26 protein-coding genes are annotated in these 25,370 nt (G+C 74.5%); 7 read left to right on the top strand and 19 right to left on the bottom strand.

Features of this window, described 5'->3' with window-relative positions; all coding sequences use genetic code 11:
- Nucleotides 1-139 precede the first annotated feature (139 nt).
- Nucleotides 140-2,215 (top strand): PLP-dependent aminotransferase family protein, encoded by a 2,076-nt coding sequence (locus tag ABD126_RS26115; protein ID WP_343936564.1) that lies wholly within the window; start codon nucleotides 140-142, stop codon nucleotides 2,213-2,215.
- A 1-nt stretch (nucleotide 2,216) separates the two neighbouring features.
- On the opposite strand, the gene ABD126_RS26110 is transcribed toward ABD126_RS26115, so the two are convergent.
- Complete coding sequence (locus ABD126_RS26110) at nucleotides 2,217-3,173, bottom strand: TerC/Alx family metal homeostasis membrane protein (protein WP_343936644.1); 957 nt, start codon at nucleotides 3,171-3,173, stop codon at nucleotides 2,217-2,219.
- Between the two features lie 672 nt (nucleotides 3,174-3,845).
- Between ABD126_RS26110 and ABD126_RS26105 the strand changes: the two genes are divergently transcribed.
- On the top strand, nucleotides 3,846-4,259 hold the full coding sequence (locus tag ABD126_RS26105; RefSeq protein WP_343936563.1) for a hypothetical protein: 414 nt from the start codon (nucleotides 3,846-3,848) through the stop codon (nucleotides 4,257-4,259).
- Nucleotides 4,260-4,485: 226 nt separating this feature from the next.
- On the opposite strand, the gene ABD126_RS26100 is transcribed toward ABD126_RS26105, so the two are convergent.
- The 7 genes from ABD126_RS26100 to ABD126_RS26070 all read right to left on the bottom strand — a co-directional run bounded on the left by ABD126_RS26100 (nucleotide 4,486) and on the right by ABD126_RS26070 (nucleotide 8,435).
- A complete protein-coding gene (locus ABD126_RS26100) occupies nucleotides 4,486-4,854 on the bottom strand; it encodes a DUF6223 family protein (RefSeq protein WP_343936562.1) in 369 nt (122 codons plus the stop codon).
- Nucleotides 4,855-4,993: 139 nt separating this feature from the next.
- The gene (locus tag ABD126_RS26095) at nucleotides 4,994-5,272 is read right to left on the bottom strand and encodes a hypothetical protein (RefSeq protein ID WP_343936561.1); all 279 of its coding nucleotides are present in this window, start codon (nucleotides 5,270-5,272) and stop codon (nucleotides 4,994-4,996) included.
- Nucleotides 5,273-5,290: 18 nt separating this feature from the next.
- Nucleotides 5,291-5,932: a hypothetical protein gene (locus ABD126_RS26090; protein ID WP_343936560.1), complete on the bottom strand. Its 642-nt coding sequence runs from the start codon at nucleotides 5,930-5,932 to the stop codon at nucleotides 5,291-5,293.
- Entirely contained in the window at nucleotides 5,925-6,425 is a 501-nt protein-coding gene (locus tag ABD126_RS26085; RefSeq protein WP_343936559.1) for a WXG100-like domain-containing protein, read from the bottom strand. Before ABD126_RS26085 ends, ABD126_RS26090 begins: the two co-directional genes overlap by 8 nt.
- On the bottom strand, nucleotides 6,422-6,748 hold the full coding sequence (locus tag ABD126_RS26080) for a hypothetical protein (protein WP_343936558.1): 327 nt from the start codon (nucleotides 6,746-6,748) through the stop codon (nucleotides 6,422-6,424). The genes ABD126_RS26085 and ABD126_RS26080 overlap by 4 nt, the downstream gene beginning before the upstream one ends.
- A 13-nt stretch (nucleotides 6,749-6,761) precedes the next feature.
- The gene (locus tag ABD126_RS26075) at nucleotides 6,762-7,595 is read right to left on the bottom strand and encodes a hypothetical protein (protein WP_343936557.1); all 834 of its coding nucleotides are present in this window, start codon (nucleotides 7,593-7,595) and stop codon (nucleotides 6,762-6,764) included.
- A gap of 81 nt (nucleotides 7,596-7,676) precedes the next feature.
- Nucleotides 7,677-8,435 carry an SDR family oxidoreductase gene (locus ABD126_RS26070; protein WP_343936556.1) on the bottom strand — a complete coding sequence of 253 codons (759 nt, stop codon included), beginning with the start codon at nucleotides 8,433-8,435 and terminating at the stop codon, nucleotides 7,677-7,679.
- 148 nt (nucleotides 8,436-8,583) lie between these two features.
- Here ABD126_RS26070 and ABD126_RS26065 point away from each other — a divergent pair, with 148 nt between their 5' ends.
- Together ABD126_RS26065 and ABD126_RS26060 are read left to right on the top strand one after the other, a co-directional pair.
- Nucleotides 8,584-9,516 carry an RNA polymerase sigma-70 factor gene (locus tag ABD126_RS26065; RefSeq protein WP_343936555.1) on the top strand — a complete coding sequence of 311 codons (933 nt, stop codon included), beginning with the start codon at nucleotides 8,584-8,586 and terminating at the stop codon, nucleotides 9,514-9,516.
- 275 nt (nucleotides 9,517-9,791) lie between these two features.
- Nucleotides 9,792-10,535 carry a lytic polysaccharide monooxygenase gene (locus ABD126_RS26060; RefSeq protein WP_343936554.1) on the top strand — a complete coding sequence of 248 codons (744 nt, stop codon included), beginning with the start codon at nucleotides 9,792-9,794 and terminating at the stop codon, nucleotides 10,533-10,535.
- A 62-nt stretch (nucleotides 10,536-10,597) separates the two neighbouring features.
- Here ABD126_RS26060 and ABD126_RS26055 read toward each other — a convergent pair whose 3' ends face one another.
- From ABD126_RS26055 to ABD126_RS26045, 3 genes are all read right to left on the bottom strand, one after another.
- Complete coding sequence (locus ABD126_RS26055) at nucleotides 10,598-11,449, bottom strand: SDR family NAD(P)-dependent oxidoreductase (protein ID WP_343936553.1); 852 nt, start codon at nucleotides 11,447-11,449, stop codon at nucleotides 10,598-10,600.
- Between the two features lie 90 nt (nucleotides 11,450-11,539).
- Nucleotides 11,540-13,261: a fatty acyl-AMP ligase gene (locus ABD126_RS26050; RefSeq protein ID WP_343936552.1), complete on the bottom strand. Its 1,722-nt coding sequence runs from the start codon at nucleotides 13,259-13,261 to the stop codon at nucleotides 11,540-11,542.
- Nucleotides 13,261-14,871 carry an AMP-binding protein gene (locus tag ABD126_RS26045; protein ID WP_343936551.1) on the bottom strand — a complete coding sequence of 537 codons (1,611 nt, stop codon included), beginning with the start codon at nucleotides 14,869-14,871 and terminating at the stop codon, nucleotides 13,261-13,263. Before ABD126_RS26045 ends, ABD126_RS26050 begins: the two co-directional genes overlap by 1 nt.
- Before the next feature lie 129 nt (nucleotides 14,872-15,000).
- Here ABD126_RS26045 and ABD126_RS26040 point away from each other — a divergent pair, with 129 nt between their 5' ends.
- A complete protein-coding gene (locus ABD126_RS26040; protein ID WP_343936550.1) occupies nucleotides 15,001-16,257 on the top strand; it encodes a beta-ketoacyl-[acyl-carrier-protein] synthase family protein in 1,257 nt (418 codons plus the stop codon).
- 6 nt (nucleotides 16,258-16,263) lie between these two features.
- On the opposite strand, the gene ABD126_RS26035 is transcribed toward ABD126_RS26040, so the two are convergent.
- Together ABD126_RS26035 and fabG are read right to left on the bottom strand one after the other, a co-directional pair.
- Complete coding sequence (locus ABD126_RS26035; RefSeq protein WP_343936549.1) at nucleotides 16,264-16,797, bottom strand: response regulator transcription factor; 534 nt, start codon at nucleotides 16,795-16,797, stop codon at nucleotides 16,264-16,266.
- The gene (fabG, locus tag ABD126_RS26030; RefSeq protein ID WP_343936548.1) at nucleotides 16,797-17,501 is read right to left on the bottom strand and encodes a 3-oxoacyl-ACP reductase FabG; all 705 of its coding nucleotides are present in this window, start codon (nucleotides 17,499-17,501) and stop codon (nucleotides 16,797-16,799) included. The genes ABD126_RS26035 and fabG overlap by 1 nt, the downstream gene beginning before the upstream one ends.
- Nucleotides 17,502-17,633: 132 nt before the next feature.
- Here fabG and ABD126_RS26025 point away from each other — a divergent pair, with 132 nt between their 5' ends.
- Nucleotides 17,634-18,731 (top strand): AraC family transcriptional regulator, encoded by a 1,098-nt coding sequence (locus ABD126_RS26025; RefSeq protein ID WP_343936547.1) that lies wholly within the window; start codon nucleotides 17,634-17,636, stop codon nucleotides 18,729-18,731.
- Here ABD126_RS26025 and ABD126_RS26020 read toward each other — a convergent pair.
- Nucleotides 18,626-19,846: an MFS transporter gene (locus ABD126_RS26020; protein ID WP_343936546.1), complete on the bottom strand. Its 1,221-nt coding sequence runs from the start codon at nucleotides 19,844-19,846 to the stop codon at nucleotides 18,626-18,628. The two genes, ABD126_RS26025 and ABD126_RS26020, sit on opposite strands and share 106 nt — an antisense overlap.
- A gap of 113 nt (nucleotides 19,847-19,959) precedes the next feature.
- Nucleotides 19,960-21,261, bottom strand: coding sequence for an NAD(P)-binding domain-containing protein (locus ABD126_RS26015; RefSeq protein WP_343936545.1), 1,302 nt, complete (start codon nucleotides 21,259-21,261; stop codon nucleotides 19,960-19,962).
- A 99-nt stretch (nucleotides 21,262-21,360) separates the two neighbouring features.
- Here ABD126_RS26015 and ABD126_RS26010 point away from each other — a divergent pair, with 99 nt between their 5' ends.
- Nucleotides 21,361-22,212: a helix-turn-helix domain-containing GNAT family N-acetyltransferase gene (locus ABD126_RS26010; protein ID WP_343936544.1), complete on the top strand. Its 852-nt coding sequence runs from the start codon at nucleotides 21,361-21,363 to the stop codon at nucleotides 22,210-22,212.
- A 3-nt stretch (nucleotides 22,213-22,215) separates the two neighbouring features.
- Here the strand turns inward: ABD126_RS26010 and ABD126_RS26005 are convergent, their stop codons facing one another.
- The 4 genes from ABD126_RS26005 to ABD126_RS25990 all read right to left on the bottom strand — a co-directional run bounded on the left by ABD126_RS26005 (nucleotide 22,216) and on the right by ABD126_RS25990 (nucleotide 25,349).
- Nucleotides 22,216-22,911 (bottom strand): flavin reductase family protein, encoded by a 696-nt coding sequence (locus tag ABD126_RS26005; protein WP_343936543.1) that lies wholly within the window; start codon nucleotides 22,909-22,911, stop codon nucleotides 22,216-22,218.
- A gap of 179 nt (nucleotides 22,912-23,090) precedes the next feature.
- Nucleotides 23,091-23,708: a glyoxalase gene (locus ABD126_RS26000; protein ID WP_343936542.1), complete on the bottom strand. Its 618-nt coding sequence runs from the start codon at nucleotides 23,706-23,708 to the stop codon at nucleotides 23,091-23,093.
- Nucleotides 23,709-23,773: 65 nt separating this feature from the next.
- Nucleotides 23,774-23,959 (bottom strand): hypothetical protein, encoded by a 186-nt coding sequence (locus ABD126_RS25995; RefSeq protein WP_343936541.1) that lies wholly within the window; start codon nucleotides 23,957-23,959, stop codon nucleotides 23,774-23,776.
- A gap of 52 nt (nucleotides 23,960-24,011) precedes the next feature.
- The gene (locus tag ABD126_RS25990) at nucleotides 24,012-25,349 is read right to left on the bottom strand and encodes a sensor histidine kinase (RefSeq protein ID WP_343936540.1); all 1,338 of its coding nucleotides are present in this window, start codon (nucleotides 25,347-25,349) and stop codon (nucleotides 24,012-24,014) included.
- Nucleotides 25,350-25,370: the final 21 nt, after the last annotated feature.

Raw genomic sequence — 25,370 nt, 5'->3', positions numbered from 1 at the left:
CTCACGTCCTGCGACGGCCGGCTGCGGCAGCCGGGTGACGGCACGACACGGTCCGGCGAATCCGCCGGGCGCGGCGCGGTGCCCCCGAACGGTCCGTGGCAGTGTCGGGCGGCGGATGGATCGAGGTCGGGAGAGCGCAATGAGCCGACACATCGGCGAGGAACGACACACGGGCCTGTGGGGGACGACGCCCCCGATCCCGGCCCCCACCCCCGCCGAACGCACCACGACACCGGCCCCGCCGCCGGAGTACGCCACACCGGAACCGGTCACCACGGCACCGGAACAAGCCCGCACGGCACCCGAACAAGCCCGCACGGCACCGGAGTACGCCACCGTGACACCGGAGTTCGACGCCGTCGCCACGACACCGGCCCCACCGGAGTTCGACGCCGTCGTCACGACACCGGCCAAACCGGTGTCCGACACCCCAGCGCGCGCCACCCCGCGACCCGCGCCGCGCCGGCCGGAGCGCCGCGCCCCCACGCCGGCCGAGCAGTCCACTTCGGACGAACCGACCGAGCGCGACTTCCTCATCCCCGCCGAGGGGTTGACCGCGCAGCAGCGCAAGCACGCGCTGACCAAGCTGGAGACCTACCTGGTCGGCAAGCACGAGCACATGGTGGGCTTCCAGGGCAACCAGGACCTCGGCCACGCGCAGCAGGACCTGGGCCGGTTCCTCGACTTCCACCTCAACAACGTCGGCGACCCGTTCCAGCAGGGCAACTACAAGCCCAACACGAAGGCCGTGGAACGCGCCGTGCTCGACCGCTACGCCGAGCTGTGGCGCGCGGAGTGGCCCTACGACGGCAAGAACCCCGAGAGCTACTGGGGTTACGTGCTCACCATGGGCTCGACCGAGGGCAACCTCTACGCCCTGGCCTCCGCCCGGGACTACCTGTCGGGCCGCAAGCTGATCGGCGACCCGGGCGGGTCCAACCCGCAGATGGTCTACGTGCAGGCCGCACCGCCGGCGCGGTCGGCGCCGGCGGCCCGGGTGGGCGGCTCACCCGCCGCCGACCCGCGCAACGCCTACCGCCCGGTGGCGTTCTACTCCGAGGACACCCACTACTCGGTGATCAAGGCCGTGCGGACGCTGGCGATCGACACGTTCGGCGCGATCGGCACCGCCGAGTACCCCGACCAGTGCCCGCTGGGCGGCCGGTGGCCGTTGGAGGTGCCGTCCAAGGGCGGCCCGGACGGCAGTGGCGAGATCGACGTGGACAAGCTGGAGCGGCTGGTCGCGTTCTTCGCCGAACGCGGCCACCCGATCCTGCTCCTGCTCAACTTCGGCACCACCTTCAAGGGCGCCTACGACAACATCGAGAAGGTCGCCACCCGCCTGGTCCCGCTGTTCCGCCGGCACGGCCTGCTGGAACGCGAGATTGAGTTCGAACCCGGCCGCACCGACCGCCGGCGCGGCTTCTGGGTGCACGTGGACGGCGCGCTGGGCGCGGGCATCATGCCGTTCCTGCGCCACGCGGCCGAGGAGGACGAGCACAGCGAACTGGCCGTGGCGCTGCGCCGGGAGCTCAAGGGCAAGGTCCCCGAGTTCGACTTCGGCCTGCGGGTGGACGGCGTGGACGTGGTCGGCTCCCTGGTCATGAGCGGGCACAAGTGGGCGGGCGCGCCGTTCCCGTGCGGGATCTTCATGACCAAGAACAAGTTCCGGGTGGAGCCGGCCGCCACTCCGGCCTACACCGGCTCCCCGGACACGACCTTCGCCGGTTCCCGCAACGGCCTGTCGCCCTTGGTGCTGTGGAACCACCTGGCGTCCAGGTCCGTGCGCGGGCACGCGGCCGAGGCGGTGGCCGCGCTGCGCCGGACCCGCTACCTGGAAAGCGCCCTGCGCGAACTGGAGGACCGCCTCGACCGCGAGGACCGGCTGCCCGAGGGCGGCCTCCACGTGGACCGCAGCCCGATGGCGTTGACCGTGCGGTTCCGCAGGCCCAACGACGAGATCATCGCGAAGTGGTCCCTGTCCTGCCAGCCGATGCCCACCGGCACGGGCGAGGTGCGCCACTTCGCCCACGTCTTCGCCATGCCGTCGCTGACCGAGGAGAAGATCGACCTGTTCATGGAGGACCTGTTCGCGGAGGGGGCCTTCACCCACCCCGACATCCCGCTGCCGGAACCCACGACGTCGGCGACCGCGTTCGCCGCCGACGTCCAACCGCTGGCCCTGGTGCCGATGACGGGCCGGGGTTTCCAGTAGGTCACGCGTCGACTCCGCGGCGGGCGCGCAGGCTGGTGAAGGTCACCACCGCGAGCGTGCCGATGATCACCGCCAGGGAGAGCGGCGTCGGGATCTCCGGGACTGCGGGCCAGATGCCGTGCGCCCAGTGCAGCACCAGCTTCACGCCGATGAAAGCGAGGATGACCGCCAGGCCGTGGTTGAGGTGGACCAGCTTGGCCAGGGCCGCGTGCAGCACGAAGTACAGCGCGCGCAGGCCCATCAGCGCGAAGGCGTTGGTGGCGAACACCAGGTACGGGTCCTCGGTGATCCCGTACACCGCCGGCACCGAGTCGACGGCGAACACGACGTCGGTGGCGAACACCGCCACCACCACGACCGCCAGCGGCGTGAGGGCGCGCCGCCCGTTCTCGCGCACGACCATCTTGGCCCCGCGGTAGTCGTCGGTGACCGGCATGAACCGACGCAGAAGCCGCACCGAACGCATGCGCGAGATGTCCGGCTCGGCCTCGCCCTGCCGGACGACCTTGACCGCCGAGGCGAACAGGACCACGCCGAACACCAGGAACGCCCACGTCCCGGCCGCCAGCATCGCCGCGCCGGCCGCGATGAACACGCCGCGCAGCACCAACGCGCCGACGATGCCGTAGAGCAGGACGCGCTGCTGCACCGCCGCCGGGACGGCGAAGGCGGCCAGCAGGAGCATGAACACGAACAGGTTGTCCACCGACAGGGACTTCTCGACCACGAAGCCGGTCATGAACTCCAGCGCGCGGTCGGTGCCGGCGTCGAACCACAGCCACACGCCGAACGCCACCGGCAGCGTCAGGTAGAACACCGACCACCCGACGGCTTCCCGCATCGACACCTCGTGCGGGCGGCGGGTGACCACGAAGTCGACGACCAGCAGCGCGATGAGCGCGACGATGCTGATCGCCCACAGCGCCGGGGTGCCGACCGGGGCGGCGGACTCCGCCAGGACGAGCGTGGACGCGGGGGACGTTGACACAGGACCTCCTCGGGCACGGCGTGCTCCGAGGTCTCCTTCACCCGCGCGGCGGGCGGCCTGCCGGGGACACGCACGGGTGTCCGTATTGACCGGTCAGACGCTTGGGAAGTACTCCCCTCGACACCAGTGTCGCACACTCTTTAAAGGATTGGTAAAGGGGCCACCCGGGCAGCCCCGCAACCGCCGGGCCAGGGCCACCGCCGGCGGGGAGCCCAGGCCGGCGTCGGCGGGGAGCCCAGGCCGGCGTCGGCGCACTTCGCACGGGCCGCGACGGCGAAGGACCGGATTCCTGGGAGCGCGACCAGGACGTGCCCGACCGCCTCGCCCCCCGGGCGCTCGCGGGCCCGGTCCGGTGCCCGACCGCCTCGCCCACCGGGCGCTCGCGGGCCCCGACCCGGCCCCCGGCCGCAGCGCCAAGGAGATGCCCTCCGCTCGACCGGGGGTCGCACAACCCGGCGGCGCTCCCGGCCGGGCGGCCACGTCAGTCCACTGTGGACCATTCAGTGGCTCATGCCACATGTGGCGGTGATTTTCAAGGCCGTCCGCGTGTGACGGTGGACGCGCCCGATCGGCGGTAGGTGGGCCGGCGGCGGGCTGGGCAGACTCGGAGAGGTCCAGACCAATACTGGAAGGGGAGGCCCAGTGCGGAAGTTCAACGCCCGCAAGCACACCACCCGGACGCTGGCCGCCGTGGCCCTGGCCGCCGGCGCGCTCGCGACCGGCGCGGGACCGGCGGTCGCGACCACCGGCGCGAGCGCCGCCGGCTGCGTCACGACGGACATCCACACCAACCCGGCGGCCAGAGAGGCCGGGTGGACCGTCGAGTGCACCGACCGCCGCTACATCCACGTCGACGTGACCGTGTTCGCGGGCGGCGTGGCGGACAGCAACCCGTGGGAGGCGCGTTGGGTCGACGCCGGGGACACCTGGCAGGACCTGAACGTCTACCCGCAGACCAACCCGGCCATCGACCACCTGTGCGTCCACATCGTCAGCTACGTGGACCCGACCAACCCGTTCGAGCAGCCGCAGGTCATCGGGCACGAGTGCGTGTGACCGAGCGGTAGTCCACTGTGGACGCCCGTCGGCGCGGCCGTGCGCGGTCGCGCCGACGGGGGCTCACCGGCCCCGCGCCACCTTCGCCCGCGGCGCGACGCCCGGCATGATCAGGAAAACGCGTGCGTGGCCCTGTTGCACCGGATGGGCATGACCGGTGCGCCGATGGTCGACGCCGACGTCACCGCACTGATCGAGATGGTCGGCCGGCACTGCACCTGAGCCGTCACCGACCCGCCGCCACCCGCCGCCCCCGCGCCACCGCCAGCCCGCCCAACGCGACGGCCGCGACCCCGACCACGAGGTCGAGGTACCCGCCCACGATCCCGTACCCGGTGCCGGGCCCGCCCTGGGCAGCCGAGACGACCCAGATCCCCACGCCCACGGCGACCACCCCGGACCCCACGGCGACCGGGGCACCCCGCCCGGCCCGCACGAGACCCACGATCCCGGCGACCACGCCGACCAGCCCGACCACCGCACCCACCAACGACCAGGCGCGCCCGGGGGTGAGGTCGTAGGGGTCGGCGGACTGCGCCAGAACCACCCCGGACCACTCGCTCAGCGCGGACGCGGCGGCGACGACCTGCGACATGATGTCCTCCCAGCTCAACGATTCCTGCGTTGACGCCGATCATGCCGACCAGTCCCCGCGAGATCGTCCCGCACGAGCGGACAATCCCGACTGCCACACCCGCCGCAGGAACGCGCCGCCTACCGCGACCGCGGTAGGCCTAGCGCCACGGCTTCTGCTTCACCAGCTCCTCGTGCACGAGCTTGAGGAACGCCCGGACCTCCGCCTCCCCGTACGGCGGCTCCAGGTCGGCCGTCACCGGGTCGGGCTGGCTCAGGGCCTGGGCGAGGGCCTTCTCGTAGGCCTCCGGGCCGTCGACGAAGTACTCGCGGGCGATCATGGCCTCGACCATGCTCGCCGCGACCTCGCGGTCCAGGCTCGGGGCGCGGAAGAGGCCGTAGACGACGGCGTTCAGCTCGGCTCGGTGCTCGATGGCCATGGCGGGGGTCCTCACGGGTCAGGCGAACAGGGGGCGGCCACCGGGGTGCGGGCCCCGGAAGTCCCAGATCGGCGGGCGGATGCCGTTGCGGCCGAACTCCTGGGCCAGGTTGGACATGTGCTCCGGTCCCGGCTGGTAGTGGCCGCTCGCGGCGGTGGCGTAGTTGACGCGGCCGTTGGTGACCGACAGTTCGCCCGCCGCCGCGACGGGGTGCCCGCCGGCCAGCGACGAGTGGTGGAACTGGCCGGGCGCGTGGTGGTTGGACGCGTAGATGTTGCCACGGCCGTCCATCACGAAGATCGCGCGCCCGCCGCCCCACGCCGACGTGCCCTGTTGCGTGTCGTAGAGCGAACCGTCCCGCGCCCGGCGCAGGTTGCCCTGCCCGTCGATGAACACGCGGTGCGCCTCGCGCTCGGCATCGTCGAGGCGGCGCACCGACCGGCCCGGGAACGGGTTCGCCGGGTGGTTCGGGTCCGTCTCGTGCTTGTACTTGTCCAGCATGGGTTTCTGCCGCGGGTACCGGGGCGTGGTGTGCGGGCCGGGCGTGCCGGGACCGCGCCCCGGGACGCCGGGGCCACCGCCGCCGCCGGAGCGCCGGCCCTTGCGCAGCCAGTTCAGGATCGGCTTGAAGATCCCGGCCCCGCCGCCGCGCCTAGCCACCGAGCACCGCGTTGATCGCCACGTCCAGCGCCATGTCCAGCAGCAGCTTGGTGATCTGCCGGAAGATGGGGATCTCCAGCAGCGACGCGCCGAAGGTCACCACCGCCGTCGCGATCGCCTGCGCGATCTGGATGGCCAGCACCACCAGCTGCGCGATCACCGCGACCTTCAACGCGATCAGCGCCGCCGCGCACACGTACAGGCCCGCGCCGACCATGGCCGCCGCCGTGGCGCCGTCCTCCAGGTTCTTCTTCGGCGCGTCCGCGCCGTCCCAGAAGGCCTTGAACCGCTCCACCGCCTCGGCGGCGTTCTGCGTCCACACGGCCTCGGCCTGGCCGTGCGCCTCGCCGACCGACCCGCTCAGGCGGTCGCCGAAGGCGATCCACTCCCCCGCCATGTCGAAGATCTTGCCCTCGTCGCCCTCCGGCCACGAGAAGCCCAGCGTGTTGAGCAGGCCCGCCAGTTCCGCGGGCAGCATGAGGCCCGTGGTCACCGGCCGTCCCCTCCCAGCCCGGTGAACAGGCCGTGGTTGGCCTGCTCGACGTTGACGTACTCGGCGCCCATCTCCACGAGCTTGCCGCCGGTCTCGGTCAGCACGCCCGCGTTGTCCTCGAAGCTCTCCATCGCCGCCTCGGAGATGACGTCGTAGATCATCTGCATGGCGGAACCCAGGTCGTCCCCGCCGAACGGGTTGCCGTAGGAGGCCAGGCTCGCGCGGAACGCGGCGATCTCCCCGGCCAGGCGCTCGGCCGTGCCGGTGAGCTGGTCCCCCGACCGGCCGATGGCCTCACCCGACAGGTTCAGGTGTCCGGACACTTCTCCCCCAGTCCTACGGCTCGCCGATGCTGCCCATGATCGACTTCATCCTGGCCGTGTAGCCCCGCAACTGCTCGAAGCTCTGCGTGCGCAGCGCCTCCGCCCGGCCGGACAGCCGACCGAAGTCCACAGTGGACGCGTCCGGCGGCTGGGCGCGGCGCTGCGCGGTCCAGTCGGCCAGCGCGGCGTCGAGCGCCTGCCGGGCGCGGTCGGTGAACTGGCGGGCGCTCAGCTCCGGCACGGCCGCCGACAGCTCCACCTTGGACACGGTCCCGTCGGTGCCGACCCGCACCCACACGTCGTGGTCCTCGTCGGCCCCCGAACCGGTGACCTGCGCGCCCGCCAACCCGCCGAGCGTGTCGCGTGCCGCCCGCAGCACGGCCGTGGCCTCGGAGAACAACGCGTCCACGCCGGCGGGCGACGGGTCGCCGTGCATGCCGGTGCGGGGTCCGACCTTGGCGATGACCTGGTCCATCGCCGTGCCGACCTGGCCGAGGAACCGGCTGCTCCGCTCGCCGATCTCGGCGAGCTTGCCGATCAGGGCGTTCAGGTCGGGCATCGGGTCCTCGGCGGTCGGCGCGACGGCGCGCGCGGCGGCCAGGGCCGCGTTGGTCGCGGTCGCCAGGTGCCGCCCCAACTCGGGCGCGGCGACCTCGGCCGGCGCGACCCGCAGCGCCACGGCCGTCACGCGGCCCCGCGCGACGGTCACGGTGACCAGGCCGTCCGGGGATTCGCCGACGTGCTCGCCGGTGTCGGCGGGCAGTTCCCCCAGTCCAGCGTCCTCGTCGTCCAGGGCCCGCCGGTACTCGTTCAGCCGCTGCTCAGGGCTGGGTCCAGCAGCATCCACTGTGCACCTCCCACGCGCCGTGGATCAGCCGAGCGTACTAGACCACATGCGCCGAGCAGCCGCTTTCCGAGAACCCGTCGACTACCAGGGCACCGGGCCGTCGGCGCCGAAGAACCCGCCGGTCGGGCCGTCGGCGGCGAGGGTGGCCAGGCGGAGCACCACGGCCGCGCCCTGGGCCGGGGTCAGGAAGCCGGTGTGGTCGTTGATGTCGGTGTCCACGTAACCGGGGTCGGCGGCGTTGACCAGGATGCCGTCTTCGCGCAGTTCGTTGGCGTACTGGACGGTCAGCGCGTTCAGCGCCGCCTTGGACGGGGAGTACGCCGCCGACGGCAGGAGCGCGGCGAGCGGGCCGTTCGGGTCGGCGTTGAGGGACAGCGAACCCGCCGCGCTGCTGACGTTGACCACGCGCGCCGCCGGGGAGCGCCGCAGGAGGGGCAGCAGGGCGTTGGTCACGGCGATCACCCCGAACACGTTGGTCTCGAACACCGACCGGACCATGCCCAGGTCCACGGTGCTGGGCACCTGGTCCACGGCGTCGAGCGGCGCGACCCGGCCGGAGCCGGTGACGCCCGCGTTGTTGACCAGCACGTCGAGGCGGCCGAAGCGCTGCTCGACCCACGCGGCGGCGGTCGTGGCGGTGGTCGGGTCGGTGACGTCCAGGGTGACCGCGTGCGCGTCGCCGCCGTCGGCGCGGATGGCGGCGGCGGCCTCCTCGCCGCGCCGCCGGTCCCGGGCTCCGATCAGGACGGTCGCGCCCGCCGCCGCCAGCAGTTCGGCGGTCGCGCGGCCGATGCCCTTGTTCGCGCCGGTGATCAACGCCGTGGTCCGGTGTTCCCGCATGGTGCAAGCTCCTCGCTCGATCGTTCGTCCTACGCCCCTGGGGACGAGGTGGCGCCGGCGTTCTGTGACATCGCGGCCGGATGTCACAGGGCGGGCGGCTGTCTCGTCCTGGGTGGTGGACCTGTCGGCGTCGGGGAGGGTGCGGTTCATGCGGGTGGGGAGTCGGGCTGGCGAGTTCGAGCGGCTGCGGCCGTTGCTGTTCTCGATCGCCTACCGGATGCTGGGCAGCGTCGGCGAGGCCGAGGACGCCGTGCAGGAGACGTGGTTGCGCTACGAGTCCGCCGGTGTGGAGCCGGAGTCGGTGAAGGCGTACCTGTCCGCGACGGTGTCCCGGATCGCGATCGACGTGCTGCGCTCGGCGCGGGTGCGGCGGGAGGCCTACGTCGGCGAGTGGTTCCCCGAGCCGCTGCTGACCGACCCGTACGAGGACCCGGAGCGGTCGGCGGAGCTGGCCGACTCGGTGTCGATGGCGGCGCTGGTGCTGCTGGAGCGGCTCAGCCCGTTGGAGCGCGCGGTGTTCGTGCTGCGGGAGGTGTTCGGGTTCGGCTTCCCCGAGGTGGCATCGGCGGTCGGCCGTTCGGAGGCGGCGTGCCGGCAGCTCGCGGTGCGCGCCCGCCGCCACGTGGACGCGGGTCGCGCGCGTTTCGCGGCCGACCGGCGGGAGCGGGAGGAGTTGGCCGGGCGGTTCTTCGCCGCCTTCCGCGAGGGTGACGTGGCCGCGTTGCGCGTCCTGCTCGCCGCCGACGTGGCGATGGTCGGCGACAGCGGCGGCAAGGCACCGCTGTGGAGCGACGGCGTGTTCGGGGCGGACGCGGTGGCGCGGCTGTTGGGGGCGTTCATGGCGCCGTTCACGCGGATCGGCGGGACCGTTCAGCCGCACGAGGTCAACGGGCAGCCGGGGGCGATCTTCCGCGACCGCGCGGGCGGGATCGTCAACACCCTGGTGCTCGACGTTTCCGGGGGCCGCGTGCAGACCGTCCGGGCGGTGCTCAACCCGGACAAGCTCGCCCACCTGGGGCCGGTGGCGGACGCCTTCGCGGTCGTCCGGGAGACCATCCGGGCCCGCCGCGCCGCCGGGTGACGCGGAAGCCCGGCGGCGCGGCCTTCCCGCGTGGTCGAGCGCGCCGGGGTGCTCGGCACGGGTCGCGCGGCGGCTACGGCGGTTCGATGGAAGTGGCTCAACGGCATCCGACCGCACGGCGGTTGACGCGATCACCGGGCGCGAATATGGTCTAGACCACTTGCCGGAACCGGCCCGCGCTCACGAGGGCGGGCCGCGTCCGGAGCACGATCCGGCCGCCGCGGACCCCCTGCCCAGGGACACCCCCTGGGGTTCCTCCGGATGGAGCTTCGAGAATGGGACTCAAGCGCAAGCTCGCGGCGGCGCTCGCCGGCGTCGCCGTCGCACCCCTCCTGGTGGTGGCGACCGCCGCACCGGCCAGCGCGCACGGCTACATCACCTCACCGCCCAGCCGGCAGGCCAACTGCGCCGCCGGCAAGGTGTCCAAGTGCGGTGACATCATCTACGAGCCGGCGAGCGTGGAAGGGTTGAAGGGGCAGCAGAACTGCCACGGCGGCGACGCCCGCTGGGCGCCCCTCAACGACGACAGCAAGGCCTGGCCGGCCGCGTCGGTCGGTGACACGGTGTCGTTCAACTGGCTCATCACGGCCAACCACGCCACCACCACGTGGCAGTACTTCGTGGGCGGCAGCAAGATCGCCGAGTTCAACGACCACGGCCGCCAACCGGGCCGCACCGTCAAGCACGACGTGAGCCTGGGCGGACGCACGGGCCGCATCAAGTTGCTGGCCATCTGGAACATCGCCGACACGGCCATGGCGTTCTACAACTGCGTCGACCTCCAGGTGGGCCCCGGCGGCGACCCGACCCCGACCAGCACCACAACCCCCACGACAACCACCACGACGACCACGACCACGACCACCCCGCCGGTGACGGGCCCGTGGACCGCGGGCGTCGCCTACCCGACCGGCGCACAAGCCACCTACGGCGGCGCGACCTACCGCTGCATCCAGGCGCACACCTCCTTGAGCGGTTGGGAGCCGCCCAACGTGCCGTCCCTGTGGCAACGGCTGTAGACGAACCCGCCACGGCCGGTGTCCCGCGCCACCTCGAACGGCGCGGGACACCGCCACCCGCCTCAGCGTCCTGCTCGCGCCAGGTCGCCGTGGGCTTCGGCCGACAGGTCCTGCCAGGCCTCCCAGGTCCGGAGGCGGTCGGCGTAGGCCTGTTTCACCATCGGGTAGAAGCCCTGGCCGAAGAGGACGCGCAGGGGCGGGTTCTCCGCGTCCACCAGCTTCAGCAGGGCCCGGGCCGCCGCCACCGGGTCGCCGGCCGGCTGCTCGCCCGCCACCGCCGCCAGGCGCTCGCGCAGGCCCGCGTAGGCCGGGTGGGCCGTGGACAGGTGGCCGTTGGCCAGCGGGTCGGGGTTCTTGCCGTTCCTGGTGGCGAAGCCGCCCGGCTCGACCACCGTCACCTTGACGCCCAGGTCGGCGACCTCGGCGGCCAGCGACTCGTTCATCGCCTCCACGGCCCACTTGGAGATGTGGTACGCCCCGCCCAACGGCATCGCGATGAGGCCGGCCGCCGACGACAGCTGCACGATGTGGCCCGAGCCCTGCGCGCGCAGGTGCGGCAGCACGGCCTGCACCACCCACAGCGCGCCGAACACGTTGGTCTCCAACTGGTCGCGCACCTCCCGCTCGGTCAGCTCCTCGATCGCGCCGATCTGCGCGTACCCGGCGTTGTTCACGACCACGTCGAGCCGGCCGAAGTGCGCCACCGCCCGCTCGACGCCCTCCGCCACGGCCGCCCGGTCGGTCACGTCCACCGCCAGCGGCAGCACCGCGTCGCCGTGCCCGGCCACCAGGTCGTCGAGGCTCGCGGTGTCGCGGGCGGTCGCCGCCACGCGGTCGCCGCGCGACAGCGCCGCCTCGACGAAGCAGCGGCCCAGGCCGCGCGACGAACCGGTGACGAACCAGACCTTGCTCATGGGACTCCCCTTCTCCTGCCGCGGCAACGAATGCCCGATCGACCCGGAGACACCGGCCCCGGAGGCCCCCGTGACAACTCGTGACCCACGTCACGGCGCCCAGCGCGGCAGGGCGCCGGCGAGGTGGCCGCGCAGGCAGTCGGCGCGGCGCAGCTTGCCGTTCACGGTGTAGGGCAACGCCCCCGCCGCGAGCAGCTCCACGCCGTGCGCCTGCAACCCGTGCGCCACGTGCACCGCGCGCCGGACCGCCTGCACCAGCTCCGCCGGGTCCGCTGCGGACTCCGGCACGACCTCGACCAGCACCACGAGCCGTTCCCGCTCGCCGTCGTCCACGCCCAGCGCGCACACGCCCCGCTCGCGCACCGCCGGGTGCGCGCGTTCCACGGTCGCCTCGATGTCGTGCGGGTAGTGGTTCGCGCCCGCGATGATGATCACGTCCTTGGCGCGGCCGGTGACGAACAGCTCGCCGTCGTAGCGGAACCCGAGGTCGCCGGTGCGCAGGAACCGCCGGCCGGGGTGGTCGGGCACCACCGCGTCGAACACGTCCGACTCGGCGTTCCAGTACCCCAGGCCGACGCTGGGCCCGGCCACGTGGATCTCCCCCACCCGGCCGTCGTCGCACGGCCGCCCGGTGACCGCGTCGACCGGCACCACGGTCGTGGCCGCCGGCACCGAGCCCGAGCTGACCAGCAGGCGCCCACCCGCCGCCGGTTCGACCGGGCGCGCGACGCCCGCGGTCAACGCCGTGCGGTCCACGCGCAGCAGCACCGGTCCCTGCCCGATCTGGCCCGCCGTGACCAGCACGGTCGACTCGGCCAGGCCGTAGGCGGGCACGAGCGCGTCCCGGCGCAGCCCCGCGCCGGCGAAGGTCTCGTGGAACCGGTCGAGCGTGGCCGCGCGCACGGGTTCGCCGCCGATGAGCAGCATCTCGACACCGCTGAGGTCGAGGGTGGCCAACTGCGCCGAGGTGATCCGGCGCGTGCACAGGTCCAGCGCGAAGTTCGGCGCGCACGTGTCCACCCGGCCGACGTCGGACAGCGTGCGCAGCCACGTGTACGGGCTGCGCACGAACGCGGACGCGGCCATGGTGACCACGTCGTGCCCGGAGTACAGCGGTTCCAGCACGCTGCCGATCAGGCCCATGTTGTAGTGCTGCGGCAGCCACAGCACCGACGGGGGCCGGGGTTCGCCTTCCGCGTCGGCGGGCCGGGCGGTGGCCTGGTGGATCATGGCCAGGTTGTGCAGGACGTTGGCGTGGGTCAGGGTCACGCCCTTGGGCTCGCCGGTCGACCCGGACGAGTACTGGAGGTAGGCCACGCTGTCCGGGCCCGTGTCGGGACGCTGCCAGCGGTCGGCCCGCTCGTGGTCGAGCGCGTCCACGGCGATCGGGACCAGGTCGCCCCACGACGCTTCCCCTTGCGGCTCGGCCAGTTCCCGCTCGGTGGACAGCAGCACGCCGGGGCGGGCGCTGCGCACGACGGACTCGACGCGTGCGCCCGGACCGCCCAGCGGTGGCACCGGCACCGCGACCACGCCCGCGTAGAGGCAACCCGCGAGGGCCACGGCGAAGTCCAGGCCGGGCGCGAAGCCCAGCAGCGCGCGGGACCCGGCGGGGACGACGTCGAGCAGCCGCACCGCGAGCGCGCGGGCGCGGGTGTCGAACTCGGCCAGGGTCAGCGCCGCGTCGGGCGAGCGGTGCCGGAAGACCCGGCGGCGCGGTTCGGCCGCCGCTCGCGCGCGGCACAGGTCCACCAGGGTGGCCAGCGGGGTGCCGTCGCCGGGCAGGTGGACCCGGGGGTCGAGGATGCGCATCAGCCGTTCCTCCCGTCGCGGCCGGACAGCAGCCACGCCGCCCGGGTGTCGGCGCGGCGCAGCTTGCCGCTGGTGGTGTAGCGCAACGTGCGGGGGCGGACCGGGACGACGAGGTCCACGTCGGGCACCTCGACCGCCACCGGTTCGCGGGTCTCGGCCAGCACGACGACCCGGCCGGCGGGGTCCTGGAACGCGCACGCGGCGCGGATCGACGGGCGGGCCGCCACGACCGCGTCCTCCAGGTCGTAGGGCATCAGGACGCGGTCGCCCACGGTGATCGCGTCGGCGAGCCGGCAGCGCACGTGCAGCCGCCCGTCGTGCAGGAAGCCGAGGTTGCCGGTGCGCAGGAACCCGCCGCCGTGGCCGGGCACGGTGGTGTCGAACGCGGGGTCGCCGGGCCGCCGCCAGTAGCCCGCGCCGACGCTGGGGCCGGCGACGCGGATCTCGCCGACCCGGTCGGGCGGCAGCGGTTCGCCGGTGCCCGGGTCGGTGATCACGACCGCGGCCGCGGGGTCCGGGACGCCCGAGGCGACCAGCCGGCACCCGTCCGCGCTGGGCCGCACCCGGCCGCGGGCCAGCTCGTCGGGGTCGAACGCGGTGACCACCGGGCCGGGCGGTCCCCCGCTGACCAGCACGGTCGACTCGGCCAGGCCGTAGCCGGGGAAGAACGCCTCCCGCCGGAACCCGCTGGGGGCGAACCGGTCGGCGAACGCGTCCACGGTGTCCGCGCGCAGGGGTTCGTCGCTGATCACCGCGACCCGCAGGCGGCTCAGGTCGAGCGCGTCGCGCTGCTCGTCGGTGACCCGCCGGGCGCACAGGTCGTAGCCGAGGGCGGGCGCGGCGGCGAACCGCGCGCCGTAGCGGTCCAGCGCGGCCAGCCACGTGACCGGGGAGCGGGCGAAGTCCTGCGGGGCCATGACCACCGAGGTGTGCCCGGCGTAGAGGGGGTGCAGGACGCCGCCGACCAGGCCCATGTCGTGGAACAGCGGCAGCCAGGTCACCGTCGGCGGCCGGTCGGGCGCGTCCGGCGCGGACCCGGTGATCAGCCGGACGTTGGCCAGCACGTTGCCGTGGGTGATCACCACGCCCTTGGGCCGGCCGGTCGCGCCGGAGGTGTACTGGACGTGCGACACGGCGTCCGGTCCGACCGGGACCGGCTCGAACCGCCGCGCGTGGCCCGGGTCCACCAGGTCCGTGGGCAGCGCGCGGTCCACCAGGCCCCGGCCGGCGAGCCGGTCCGAGCCGCACAGCAGCAGGTCGGGCCGGGCGTCGGCGACGATGTCGGCCAACCGCTCGAACCGGGGGTCGCCGTGGGTGCGCCGCGTCGCCGGGGCGGGCACCGCGACGATCCCGGCGTACAGGCAGCCGAGGAACGCGGGCACGAAGTCCACGCCCCGCGCGTGGCTGAGCACCGCGCACCCGCCCGGTGGCGCGAGGTCGCGCAGCCGGGCGGCGATCGCCCGCGCCCGCAGGTCCAGTTCGCCGAAGGTGAGCGCGGCGCTCTCGTTCCCGGCGTGGTCCAGGAAAACGTGGGAGCGCCGATCGGGAAAGCGTTCCGCCCGGTGTCGGCACAATTCCACGACGTCCGTCGGTTCGGCCAGGGCCGGCATGACGCCTCCTTTCCTCAGGTGGACCGGAAACGTAAGCCGGGCGCGCGGCACGGCGAATCGGCCGCGCGGCCGATCCGGCGCGGCGCACGACCGTGCTTGCCTGCACCCACCGACGAAAGGGGAACGACGATGGCAGCGCGCCGGCCGCGGATCGAGTACGCCCTGCACCCCACCCTGCCCCCGCCGCCCGACGACCCGGTGGTGGTGACCGGGCTGGGCCTGACCACGCCGCAGGGCGGTGACGTGCCGACGTCGTGGGCGGCGTTGCTGGCCGGGGAGTCCGGGGCCGTCACCCTGCCGTGGGCGGGGTCCCTGCCGGTGCGGATCGGGGCGCCGCTGCGCGCCGACCCGACCGCCGTGCTCGACCGCGTGGAGGCCCGCCGGTGGGACCGCTGCCAGCAGGTGGCGGTGGTCGCGGCCCGGGAGGCGTGGGCCGACGCGGGGCGGCCGGACGTGCCGCCGGAACGGTTCGCCGTGGTCGTCGGCACCGGGCTGGGCGGCGGCGGGACCCTGGTCGCCCAGCACGACCGGATGCGGGAGCTGGGCCCCGACCGCGTGTCGCCGTTCGCCGTGACCATGCTGATGCCCAACGGCCCGGCGGCGGCGGTGAGCCTGGCCCTGGGGGCGCGCGCCGGGGCCCACGCCCCCACCAGCGCGTGCGCGTCGGGCGCGGAGGCCGTCGCGTGGGGCTGGTCGTTGCTGCGGTCGGGCCGGGCGGACGTCGTGCTGGCCGGTGGCGCGGAGGCCTGCCTGGGCGAGCTGTCCCTCTCGACGTTCGCCCGGATGGGCGCGCTGTCGCGGCGCAACGACACCCCGACCGCGGCGTCCCGACCGTTCGACCGGGACCGCGACGGGTTCCTGATGGCCGAGGGCGCGGGCGCCCTGGTGCTGGAGAAGGCCTCCCACGCCCGCGCCCGGGGCGCCCGCCCGTACGCGGTGCTGGCCGGGGCGGGCATGAGCGCGGACGCGCACGACATGACCGCCCCCGCGCCGGGCGGCCAGGTGCGGGCGATCGGCGAGGCCCTGCGCACCGCCGGCCTGGACCCGCACGACGTCGGTCACGTCAACGCCCACGCCCCCGGCACGCGGGTCGGCGACCGGGTGGAGGCCTCGGCGATCCTGGCCGCCCTGGGGTCGCACCCGCTGGTCACCGCGACCAAGTCGGTGACCGGGCACTGCATCGGCGGGGCCGGGGCGATCGAGGCCGCCTTCACCGTGCTCACCGTGCACCACGGCCTGATCCCGGCGACGGTGAACCTGACCGAGCCGGACGTGCCGCTGGAGGTCGTCGCGGACGGCCCCCGCCGCACCCGCGTGACCGCGGCGCTGTCCCACTCCTTCGGCTTCGGCGGCCACAACGTGGTGCTCGCCTTCACCGGCCCGTAGGGCGGGTCAGCAGCGCAGGCCTTCCCGTTGCGCCAGCAGGGCGGCGTGCATCCGGTTGGGCAGGGCCAGCTTGGTGAGGATGTGGGAGACGTGGGTCTTCACCGTCGCCGCCGTCACGTGGATCTCCCGGGCGATCTCGCGGTTGGACCGGCCCTGGGCGACCAGCCGCAGCACCTGGCGTTCGCGTTCGGTCAGGTGCCGCAGCGGCGGCGCGGCGCGCAGCCGGTCCACCAGCCCGGCGGCCAGGTAGGTGCCGCCGGCGGCCACCGCCCGTGCCGCCGCCTCGGCGTCGCGCCCGTCCCGGCAGGCGAACCCGCGTGCGCCGGTGTGCAGGTAGCGGGCCAGTTCGTGCGGGAAGACCAGGGCGACGACCCGCAGGCCGGCGTCGGCGAGCCGCCGGACCGGCTCCTCGTCGGCGGTGTCCGCCAGCACCACGTCCGGGCGTCTGCGCAGCGCCGCCGAGAGCGTGTCCGGGCCCGGGACGGTGCCGGGCAGGGCGGGCGGCCGGCGCAGCGGGTCGGCTACCAGGAGGACGTCCATCAGTGCCCCATCCCCATGCCGCCGTCCACCGGGATGACCGCGCCGGTGATGTAGCCGGCGCCCGGTCCCGCGAGCCACTCGACCACCGACGCCACCTCCTCCGGCTCGGCGAACCGGCGCAGCGGGATCGCGTCGCGGTAGGCCGCGCCGTACTGCTGCGGCAGGTCCGCGGTCATGTCGGTCACGACGTACCCGGGCGCCACGACGTTCGCCGTGACCTGCCGGCTGCCCAGCTCCCGGGCCAGCGACCGCGCCAGGCCGATCAGGCCCGCCTTGCCGGCCGCGTAGTTGGTCATGCCCGCGCTGCCGTAGGTCGCGGCGACCGAGGAGATGAAGATCAACCGGCCGGAGCGGTTGCGGACCATCGGCCCCACCGCCCGCCGCGCGCAGCGCCACGCGCCGGTCAGGTTGGTGTCCAGGACGCGGGTGAAGCGGTCCTCGGTCATGCGGGTGATCAGCGTGCTGTCGGTGATGCCGGCGTTGGCCACCAGGACCTCCACCGGGCCCAGCTTCTCCTCCACCTCCCCGAAGGCCACCTCCACCGCCTCCGGGTCGGTGACGTCGCACCGCACGCCGAACAGGTAGTCCGGCACGACCGCGCCGCGGTGGGTGACGGCCACCCGGTCACCCCGTTCCGCGAACGCCCGTGCGGTGGCCAACCCGATACCGCGGTTGCCGCCGGTGACCAACACCGTTCGGCTCATGTGCCGCTCCTTTTCCTAGGCCGGTCGAATGATTTCCGGAGCATTCACAGATGTGCCCCGGAATCGGCTTGTACGGTTGGTTCCGGTGATGGGCACCGGCGCCCCCTGCAATGGACATTAGGGAGGACGGCCGTGCACGCCGTAGACATCACGGGACGGCCGGTTGGCATTTCCGGCCGGCGCGGCACGGCGGGCATTCGCGGCATGGTCGCGGTGGGGCGCGAGCACGGGGTGGACGTCCGGACGCTGCTCACCGGCAGCGGGGTCACGCCCGAGCAGGTCGAGGACCCGGCGGCCGTGGTCCGCGCGGCGCAGGAGCTGGTGGTGGCGCAGAACCTGGTCCGCGCGTGCCCGCGGCCGGGGCTGGGCATCGACGTGGGGTCGCGCCTGCGGCTGCGGCACTACGGCGTGTGGGGGTTCGCGCTGCTGGCCAGCCCGACGCTGCGGGTGGCCGCCGAGGTCGGGCTGCGCCGGTTGCCGCTGACCTACGCCACCGCCGGGGTGTCGGTGCGGGTGGCCGGGCCGGAGGTGCGCGTGCAGGTGGACGACGCCGGCGTGCCCCCGGCCGTGCGGGACTTCGTGGTGGAGCGGGAACTGGAGTCGATCCGCGGCATCATCGGCGGGCTGCTCGGCGAACCGGTGCCGCTGCTGCGGATCGACCTGCGCCGCGCGCCGACGCCGGGGCTGTTCCGCGACGTCCCGGTGTCCTTCGGCGCGCCGCGCGACGCCCTGGTGGCCCCGACCGCCCTGCTGGACCGGGCGCTGCCGCAGGCCGACCCGCACACCATGCGCGTGTGCGCCCGGGAGTGCGACCTGCTCATGCTCGGCCGGCTCGACGGGGTGGTGGCGACACGGGTGCGCGAGGTGTTCCGGGCGGCCGGCGTCCTGGACATGGAGTCGACAGCCGCCCGGTTGCACCTGTCCTCGCGCACCCTGCGGCGGCGGCTGGCCGCCGAGGGCACGTCGTACCACCGGGTGGCGGCGGAGGCGCGGCACGCGGCGGCGGTCGAGCTGCTGACCACGACCCGGTTGGGCGTGGAGCCGATCGCCCTGCGGCTGGGGTACACCGACGCTTCGACGTTCACCCGGGCGTTCCGGCGGTGGACCGGGGTCACGCCGGGCGCTTACCGCGCCCGCGGGCCGGGCTGGGCGTCGGGCGGCACGGAGCCGAGCGCCAGCACCGCCGCCACCGCGCCGGCCGCCGCCAGCAGCACGAACACGACCGGGTAGCCGCCGAGCCGTTCGGCCACCGCGGTCGCGATCCACGGCGACACCGCCGCCGTCACCGCCAGCGGCGCGTGGAGCAGGCCGCCGAGCCGGCCGTAGTGCCGGGTGCCCCACCGGTCGGTGACGGCGGTGGCGTGCAGGAGTGTGAAGGTGCCGCGCGCCGCGCCGGCCAGGACGGAGGCGGCGACCAGCGCGACCGCCGGACCGGGGACCAGGCCCAGCAGCAGGGCGGTGGCGGAGGCGGCGAGCAGGACCGCGACCGTGCGCGCCCGCACCGAGGTACGCGCCACCAGCCGCCCGTACCCCAGGCGTCCCAGCACCTGCCCGACGCCGGCCAGGCCCAGCGCCCACGCCGCGACGGTTGTCGGCATCCCGCGTTCGGCGAACAACGGCACCATCGCCACCACCACCGCGTACACCGCGACCCCGCCCAGGCTCATCGCCACGACCAGCACCGCGAACGGGCGGCTGCGCGCGATCACGGTCGGGTCGTCGGACCGGTGCGCCACGACCGGCGGCGCGGGCCACGGCCGGCGCAGGCCGAACAGGTGCGACGGCACGGTGAGGACGGCGAGGACACCGGCCAGCACCAGGTAGGTCTGCCGCCAGTCGAGGTGTTCGGCGAGCACCGCGGTCAGCGGCGCGAACACCGTGCTGGCCAGGCCGCCGACCAGGGTCAACACGGTCAGCGCCGCCACCCGCCGGTCGCCGTGCCAGCGGGTCAGCGCGGCGAACGCGGGCTGGTAGAGGGTCGCCGACATGCTCGCCCCGACCAGCGCCCACCAGGCGAAGAACCACGGCGGCGACGGCGCGGACGCCATCCCGGCCAGCGCGCCGACCGCGGCCAGCGACCCGACCGTCATCACCGGCCGCGGGCCGACCCGGTCGAGCAGGCGGCCGACCGGCACCCCGGCCGCCGCCGACACCAGTTGCGCCACCGAGAACGCCCCGATCACGGCGGTGAGCGACCAGCCGGTGTTCGCGGCGATGCCGGGCGCCAGCACGGGGAAGGCGTAGAACAACACGCCCCAGGCGGTGATCTGGGTCAGGCACAGCACCGCCAGGACCCGGCGCGGCCCCACCACCGCGCCGGGCCGCGCTTCCTCAACCGCGCGCACGCCACCCGCCTTCAGCCACCCGCACGTCACGCCCCCTCAGCCGCGCACACCGCGCCGCATCCTCAGCAGCACGCACGCGCCGCGTCCTCAGCAGCGCACACCCCGCCGCGTCCTCAGCAGCGCGCGCCGGGCGCGGACAGCGTCAGGACCTGCGGGGTGCCGCAGCAGCCGCCCGACGCGGCCTCCGGCTCGGCGTCGAACACCCCGGACCCGCCGCACACCCCCGTCTCGGGCAGCGTCAACTCCACCCGCCCGGCGGACTCGTGGTCGCCGGCGATCTCCGCGACCACGCTGCGGACCTGCTCGTACCCGGTCATGGTCAGGAACGTCGGCGCGCGCCCGTAGCTCTTCATGCCCACCAGGTACACCCCCGGCTCCGGCTGGCGCAGCTCGTTCGCGCCGTGCGGGTAGACCGTGCCGCACGAGTGGACGTTCGGGTCGATCAGCGGCGCGAGCCGGACCGGGGCCTGCAACACCGGGTCCAGCTCCAGCCGCACCTCCGACAGCCACGACAGGTCCGGCCGGAACCCGGTCAGCACCACGACCTCGTCCACCGGGTCCAGTCGGTGCCCGTCCTGCGACTCCAGCACCAACCGCTCGCCGTGCCGCTCGACCGCGGCCGTGCGGAACCCGGTGACCACCTCGACGTTGCCCGCCCGCGCCGCCGCCTTGGCCCGCAGCCCCAACGCGCCGCGCGCCGGGAGCTGGTCGGCCTCGCCGCCGCCGAAGACGTTGCCCACCGCGCCCCGGCGCAGCAGCCACGTGACGTGCGTGCCGGGGTGCTGCTCGGCCAGTTCGGCGAGCACGACCAGGGCGGTCAACGCCGAGTGCCCGCTGCCGGCCACCGCGATCCGCTTGCCCGCGTACCGCTCCCGCTCCACCGCCAGGTCCGGCACCCGGTAGGCGATCCGGTCCGCGGCCTCCCGCTCCCCCAGCGCCGGCAGCCCGTCACCGCCCAGCGGGTTGGGGTCGCCCCACGTGCCGGAGGCGTCGATGACCGCCCGCGCCGTGATCCGCTCGCCCGCCAGGTGCACGGTCAGCGGCTCGGTCTCGCGGCCCGCGTCCACCACCCGGTCCCGGCCCCGCCGGGCCACCCCGATCACGCGCGAGTCGTAGCGGACGTACCGGTCCAGCTCCTTGGCCAGGGGCTCCAGGTAGTCCGCGACCCACTCGCCGCCGGTCGGGTACCCCTCGGGCGCCCGCCACCCGGTCGGCTCCAGCAGCCGGCGCGCGGCCGGGTCCACCAGCTCCGACCACCGCGAGAACAGCCGCACGTACTTCCACTGCGCCACCGCCGCGCCCGCCCGGGGACCGGCCTCCAGCACCAACGGCCGCAGACCCCGCTCCAGCAGGTGCGCCGCGGCGGCCAACCCCGCCGGACCCGCACCGACCACGACCACCGGAAGCTCGCTCACGCCACTACCCCTTCCATCGACGTTCTTCTATCAACGTGGGGCGACTCTATAGGCAGGCATCTATGGGCGCAACCTCTCCGGCCCTCTATAGTCGACGCCATGACGACCACGCTGACGCCCACCACCCTGCCGGTCGAGGACGCGACGACCTACGCCCAGTGGTTCGCCTGCCTGGCCGACCCGACCCGGGTCCGCCTGCTGCACACCGTCGCGGTGTCGCCCGGCGAGATCGCCGTCGGCACCCTGGCGGAGGCGATCGGCGTCAGCCAGCCCACCTGCTCCCACCACCTGCGCAAGCTCGCCGAGACCGGGTTCGTGCGCCTGCGCAAGGAGGGCACCCAGACCCTCGTGTCGGTCAACCAGGCGTGCTGCACGGGCCTGCCGCACGCCGCCGACGCCGTCATGGGCACCGTCGTCACCCGGCCGTGCTGCCCGAGCGACCTGCCCGCCGACGTGACCGTCCGCGCGATGACCGAGGACGACTGGACCGACGTCCGCCGCATCTACGGCGAGGGCATCGCCACCCGCAACGCCACGTTCGAGACCGAGACCCCGAGCCGCCGCACCCTGGACGCCAAGTGGCTCCCCGACCACCGCTGGGTCGCCGAGATCGACGGCGAGGTGGTCGGCTGGGCGGCGGCCACCCCGGTCTCCGCCCGGGAGTGCTACGCGGGCGTCGCGGAGACGTCGGTCTACGTGGGCGACGGGGTGCGCGGCCGGGGTGTCGGGAAGTCGTTGCTGCACAAGCAGGTCACCGCCGCCGACCAGGCGGGGCTGTGGACGTTGCAGACGGCGATCTTCCCGGAGAACCGGGCCAGCATCGCCCTGCACCACGCGGCCGGCTTCCGCACGGTGGGCGTGCGGGAACGCATCGCCCAGCACCACGGCGTGTGGCGCGACACCGTCCTGCTGGAACGCCGCAACGACACCGCGGCCGACTGCGCCTGCTGAGCCTCACGCGCGGGCCGGCACGCTCCGGGCGCGCTCGATGTCCGGTCCCCGGTAGAGGCGTTCCGGGATGCGGGCCAGCGTGGACGGGTGCACCTGCGGGCCGAGCCCGTAGAACTTCTGGAAGCTCATGATCAGCGGGCGCCAGCGGTCGGGGTCGATGTGGTCCTCCGACCCCGGCACCCTGACGTCCTCGTGCACGAACACCCGCTGCACCCGCACCTCGACGGCGAGGATCGACCCGCGCTGCCGCTCGTCGCGGTCGGCCACCGGGTGCACCGCCTCGACCACGACCTCCATGGCCACCGGGCACTCCGCCACCCGCGGCGGCCCGACGGTCTCCGACGCCACCGCCGTGAACCCGGCCCGCGCGAACTTGTCGGCGACGTGGAAGTACCCGCGCTCGGCCTTGCCCGGCGGCACCGGGTCGGCCCCGGTGGTCAGGGCGAGCCGGTCCACGTTGGCCGCCAGCCGGTCGCAGGGCAGGTTGAGCACGGCTTCCCCGGTGCGCAGGAGGTTGCGCGCGGTGTGCGCCCTGGCCCCGATGCCCAGGACCGCCCGCCAACCGAGCCAGAAGGCGGAGGAGATGGGGGCGAGGTTGGGCGTGCTGTCCTCGTTGTCGGTGGAGACCAGGACGACGGGCGTGCCGAAGTACAGGATGCCCGGCTCGATCGGCTGGTGGAGGGGGGTTTCCGAGGTCACGGGCACCAGTTTCGCCGGCCGCGGAGACCCGCGGCCGGCGGGAAACGGCCGTCGCGCCGACGGGGCCCGCTCGGCTCGGTGGAAGGGGCCGACGGCAGTGGGAGGGACCGGCCGCAGTGGGAGGGACCGGCCGCGGTGCGAGGGGCCGGCCGCGGCGGGAGGGGCCGGCCGCGGCGCGTCTAGGCCGCGGCGGCGCGGGTGGAGGTCGTCCAGGTGAACCCGTCGAGGTCGGTGAAGGCGGTCGAGTCGCCGCCGATCGTCACACCGTGCGAGCCGTCGCCCTCGGGAGCGACACCGACGTCCTTGGCCAGGGCGCGGCGCCGGTACAGGGCGAGCTTGACCGGGCCCGTGGCGAACTCCACGTACATCCGGCCGAAGCTCTTGCCGACCGCCAGCCCCCGGCCCGCGTAGAACTTCTTCGCCGCCACCACGTCCGCGACCCCGAGCAGCAGCACGACCTCGTCCACCTCTCGCGCGACCGGCCCGGTGTCCTTCTTCGCCGACGTCGCCACCTTCCAGATCGCCCCGTCCGGCGCCTGCACGACACCGCCGTAGCCCCACAGCGACTTCGCGGCCGGCTTGAGCACCGTTGCGCCCGCGGCCACGGCGGAGTCCACATAACTGTCCACAACAGACGGCTGGGACACCGTCAGGGCCAAAACGAAGCCGCGGAAACCGGTCCCGACCGCGTCGGAGGCACGGAAGTCCAGGACGTCCAGGCCGAACGCGGCGGTGTAGAAGCGTTCGGCGGCCTCGGTGTCGGCCACGTCCAGGGTGAGGGAGGCGATGTTCGTCATGGCTTGAACGCTAAGCGCCGGCCGCCGCGCGGGGCTTCTCGAAACCTGACCGGTTCGGGTCATGATCAACTCGTGGGCCGAGCCACGGGCGGAGGCGTCCGGCGCGGAGTCGGCGGCCAGGCGCGCGGCTCGTGCGCCATCCAGTCGAGCAGCGCCGGGACCTCCCGGGGTGCGGGCGGCGCGCCCTGCGGCACGGCCTTGGCGTCGGCGGGACCCGCGGCGATCGTCGCGGCCCATGCGCGCCGGCCCACGCCCCCGGTGCTGGACCAGGTCGAACAACGCCCAGCCGGGGCACAGCGGTTTTCACCGCCGCAAAGGCAGGTGGGCGGTGAACCAGGCCCCCTGGTCGTGCTGCTGGGCGACGAGCGTCCCGTGGTGGGCGGCGGCGATGCGGCGGGCGATGGGCAGGCCCAGGCCGGTGCCGCCGTCGTCGCGGGCGCGGGCCTCGTCCAGGCGGGTGAACCGGCGGAAGACGTGCTCGCGCTGGTCGGCGGGGATGCCGGGGCCGTCGTCCAGCACGTCGAGGCGGGCCCGGTCGCCCTCCCGGGCCAGGCGCACGGTGACGGTGGTGGCCGCGTGGCGGACGGCGTTGTCGAGCAGGTTGCCCAGCAGCCGGGCGAGCAGGGCCGGGCGGCCGGCCACCGGGAGCGGGTCGTCGGGCAGGTCCGCGACGACCCGGACGCGCTCCGAGCGGGGCAACGCGGAGCGCACCACGGCCGTGAGGTCGACGGGCTCGGCCGGCACCGGGGGCGGCGCGTCGAGGCGGGCCAGCAGCAGCAGGTCGGTGGACAGCTGTTGCAGCCGGTAGGTGTCCTCCAGCGCGCTGTCCACGACCCGCCGCCAGTCGGCCAGGTCGGGGTGGGCGGTGGCGATCTCCAGCTCCGCGCGCAGCGCCGCGATGGGGCTGCGCAGCTCGTGGGACGCGTCGGCGACGAACCGGCGGTTGTCCTCGATCGCGGCCTGGAGGCGGTCCAGGGTCGCGTTCAGGGTGGTGGCCAGGCGGGCGAACTCGGTGCGGGCGCGCGGCACCGGCACCCGGCGGGTCAGGTCGTGCTCGGTGATGTGGGCGACCTCGCGGCGGATCGCCTCGACCGGGCGCAGCACCCGGCCGGTGGCCGACCAGACGACCGCGCCGAACAGGCCGGTCAACGCCGCCGCGCCGCCCACCAGCAGCAGCACCCGTTCGTTCAGGGTGGTCTGGGCGCGGGCGAGGTTCGCCCGCTGGAGGCGGCCCAGCGGGGTGGTCGCGGTCGCCGGGTAGCGGTCCCCGGTGTCGGTGACGTGGGTGAACGCGACGCTGTCGGGGTCGGTGAACGGCCACAGCGACAGTTCCGGGATCTCGGCGGAGGAGCTGTAGTGGGCCTCGCAGCGCACGACCTTGTCGGCGTCGGCCACCCCCGGCACCACCACGTCACCGATCCGGGTGGCCGGTATCGCGGTGTCGTGCCCGTCGCCCTCGCACCGCTCGCCGAACGCGATGTCCCCGACCACGTCGGCCGTCAGCCGCCCGGCCACGCAGACGACGCTGAACTTGGCCGGCGAGCTGTCGAACCGCATCGCCTCGGCGCGCAGGAACACCGCCGCGAACACCGCCATCGTCGCCAGCGGCACCGCGACCACGGCCGTGGCCACGACGGTCACCCAGACCCGCAACCTCCCGCG

The organism is Saccharothrix mutabilis subsp. mutabilis, from assembly GCF_039521145.1.
Taxonomy (GTDB): domain Bacteria; phylum Actinomycetota; class Actinomycetes; order Mycobacteriales; family Pseudonocardiaceae; genus Actinosynnema; species Actinosynnema mutabilis.
This window is presented reverse-complemented; position numbering and strand designations above follow the sequence as displayed.

Excerpts from the sequence above, each read along its gene's own strand:
- ABD126_RS26065 (WP_343936555.1), top strand. The coding sequence starts at position 8,584 with ATGCGGGTGGGGAGTCGGGCTGGCGAGTTCGAGCGGCTGCGGCCGTTG.
- ABD126_RS26095 (WP_343936561.1), bottom strand. The coding sequence starts at position 5,272 with ATGGCCATCGAGCACCGAGCCGAGCTGAACGCCGTCGTCTACGGCCTC.
- ABD126_RS26100 (WP_343936562.1), bottom strand. The coding sequence starts at position 4,854 with ATGTCGCAGGTCGTCGCCGCCGCGTCCGCGCTGAGCGAGTGGTCCGGG.
- ABD126_RS26050 (WP_343936552.1), bottom strand. The coding sequence starts at position 13,261 with ATGCGCATCCTCGACCCCCGGGTCCACCTGCCCGGCGACGGCACCCCG.
- ABD126_RS26040 (WP_343936550.1), top strand. The coding sequence starts at position 15,001 with ATGGCAGCGCGCCGGCCGCGGATCGAGTACGCCCTGCACCCCACCCTG.
- ABD126_RS26070 (WP_343936556.1), bottom strand. The coding sequence starts at position 8,435 with ATGCGGGAACACCGGACCACGGCGTTGATCACCGGCGCGAACAAGGGC.
- ABD126_RS26035 (WP_343936549.1), bottom strand. The coding sequence starts at position 16,797 with ATGGACGTCCTCCTGGTAGCCGACCCGCTGCGCCGGCCGCCCGCCCTG.
- ABD126_RS26115 (WP_343936564.1), top strand. The coding sequence starts at position 140 with ATGAGCCGACACATCGGCGAGGAACGACACACGGGCCTGTGGGGGACG.
- ABD126_RS26060 (WP_343936554.1), top strand. The coding sequence starts at position 9,792 with ATGGGACTCAAGCGCAAGCTCGCGGCGGCGCTCGCCGGCGTCGCCGTC.
- ABD126_RS26055 (WP_343936553.1), bottom strand. The coding sequence starts at position 11,449 with ATGAGCAAGGTCTGGTTCGTCACCGGTTCGTCGCGCGGCCTGGGCCGC.
- ABD126_RS26000 (WP_343936542.1), bottom strand. The coding sequence starts at position 23,708 with ATGACGAACATCGCCTCCCTCACCCTGGACGTGGCCGACACCGAGGCC.
- fabG (WP_343936548.1), bottom strand. The coding sequence starts at position 17,501 with ATGAGCCGAACGGTGTTGGTCACCGGCGGCAACCGCGGTATCGGGTTG.
- ABD126_RS26045 (WP_343936551.1), bottom strand. The coding sequence starts at position 14,871 with ATGCCGGCCCTGGCCGAACCGACGGACGTCGTGGAATTGTGCCGACAC.
- ABD126_RS26010 (WP_343936544.1), top strand. The coding sequence starts at position 21,361 with ATGACGACCACGCTGACGCCCACCACCCTGCCGGTCGAGGACGCGACG.